At 62.2% G+C, this 2,024-nt stretch carries 1 protein-coding gene and 1 pseudogene; one reads left to right on the top strand and one right to left on the bottom strand.

What is annotated here, in order from left to right:
• Window positions 1-20: 20 nt before the first annotated feature.
• Complete coding sequence (gene cpaB / locus WA702_RS27780; protein ID WP_425113741.1) at window positions 21-821, bottom strand: Flp pilus assembly protein CpaB; 801 nt, start codon at window positions 819-821, stop codon at window positions 21-23.
• 765 nt (window positions 822-1,586) lie between these two features.
• Here cpaB and WA702_RS27775 point away from each other — a divergent pair.
• Window positions 1,587-2,024: pseudogene (locus WA702_RS27775) on the top strand (PilZ domain-containing protein); the annotation flags it as partial.

Genomic DNA, 2,024 nt, shown 5'->3' with positions numbered 1-2,024 from the left:
TCATGATCTCTTCCTTCTCGTCACTTCTGTGCCGTTTGCGAGCTGCTGACGCCGTAACGAATGATCTCGACGCTGTTGCCGCGCCTGCTGGCCTTGTTGTCGGCATTGTTGGCTTCGGCTGCGTTGGCGTCGGCGATGCTGCGCAGCGCCAGTGCCAGCGAGCCGGACTGGCGCGCACGGGTCAGCGTCTCGGCCTGCTCGGGCTTCAATTCGAGGGTCGCGGTCCGCCCCACGACCGTGTTCTGGCCGTCCTTCTCCTTTGGCGCCTGGTCGATCGCGAGCACGCGGATGTTGGACAGGATGATCTCGGAGCTGACGGAATCGGGACCGCCGGCGCGATCCGGATTCTTGTCGCGCCGCGACAGAATGACGTCGACACGATCGTTCGGCAGGATGAAGCCGCCGGCGCCGGTCTCCGGCGAGATCTCGGTCGAGATCGCACGCATGCCGGCGGGCAGGATCGCAGCCATGAAGCCGGAGCCGTCGGCTTTCACGAGCTTCTGTTCGCGGATCGGCTCGCCGGTGATGAAGGGGGCGCGCGCGATCGATCCGACCAGTTGATTGGCCGCGTCAGGCCGGTCGCCGCGCCGAATGAAGATGTTGCTCGCCGCTTCCGGCCAGGTTTGCCACAACAGGTCGCCGGGCTTGATCGCCTGGCCGAGTCCGATGTCGGCTTTCGCCACCAGCACCTCGACGGTCGATAGCTGCACGACCGGTGTGGCCGGTGCCTGCTGCTGTTTGTCGGTGTTGCTCACGAGGTAGGCGGCGACGCCGCCTGCGCTGAGAGCAATGGCCAACACCACGATGCGTGCGGTCATCATACGCGTTACTACTCTTAACCGATACGCCGGGGCCGCGAACAAGCCGTAAGAAAGCTTCCCCGTCGCGTATGACTAAGCAGCAATGGTATAAGCGACCTTGCAAAGCCGGACCGATGGCGGCTGCGCGCCATGTCGTTTGTGCCGATGGTGAACGGAGTGTTATCGGTCAAATAGCACAATGCGGCGAACGCGTTATTAGTTCGCAAGGCTGCTTTCGCGCGGCGGAGGCGAGCTGGTATGGCATCGGGACGACTACGGAGCGCGCGGACGGGGTCCCATTAACCACGTCGTCTCGATCGCGGCTCGCCTGGCGGTCGGGGCTGGTGCGGCATCGCGACGCGCAACACGCGAGCGGCGTGATCCGGATCGACGCATCCGGTCCAATCGAGACGGCGTGCCTACGGCACTCTCGCGAGACGCCCTGGTTACCGCAACTCGTCGATATTGATGTAGCGCCGCGGTGCCGGACCTTCGACAGTTCGACTGATCGAAGCTTGGAACTCCGTAGTTCGGCGGGTTCCCATCTTCAGGATTTCGAAAGGAACCGCGGCTAGAATTCCTTTGGGAAAATCCGTCCGTATATTTTGAACGATCTTTAAGATTTTGTGCGCAGTCTTTGCGCATGAAGATCGGCACTTCCCGACGCCGTGCGTCCTGGCTGGATCAGTCCATCACTTTCGTGCTGGACGCATCATCTCGAGCCCCGATCTGGCGCGGTACCACGGCAGGCTGTCCTCCTAAGTCCTTCGAGTCTAGGAGCGTGCGATGTTGGTAACTCGGTTTCTCAAACAGCGCGCCGTCAAGATCCAGGCACCCGGTATCTACACGCTGCCGAACTGGTACGATCCGGAAGGTCATTTGCGGAGCTTCGCCTGCCGTACCACGCGCGTCTCGCCCTTTCGCATGCTGCTGGATGTTCCCGTCGTCGGCAAAATCGGCGATCGCCTGACGTCCTACTTCCGGGAATTCGGCAAGTTCGACGGTGAGATCAGCGACACCCTCCATGGCGGCTTTCTGGTCGAGCTCGAGATGACACGTGCCGAACGCGCGCGTTTCGCCGACAAGCTGGTCTGGCTCGAGAAGAAGCAGAAGGATCCGAGCGTCCGCGATGTGCGCAAGGATGCGCGCTATGTGCCGAACGCACCGATCTCGGTGCTCACGTTCGCCGATGGCAGCGTGGTGCCGTGCTTCGTGATCGATGCG

The sequence above is a fragment of the Bradyrhizobium sp. genome (assembly GCF_049798375.1).
Lineage (GTDB): Bacteria > Pseudomonadota > Alphaproteobacteria > Rhizobiales > Xanthobacteraceae > Bradyrhizobium.
This window is presented reverse-complemented; position numbering and strand designations above follow the sequence as displayed.

Excerpts from the sequence above, each read along its gene's own strand:
- cpaB (WP_425113741.1), bottom strand. The coding sequence starts at position 821 with ATGATGACCGCACGCATCGTGGTGTTGGCCATTGCTCTCAGCGCAGGC.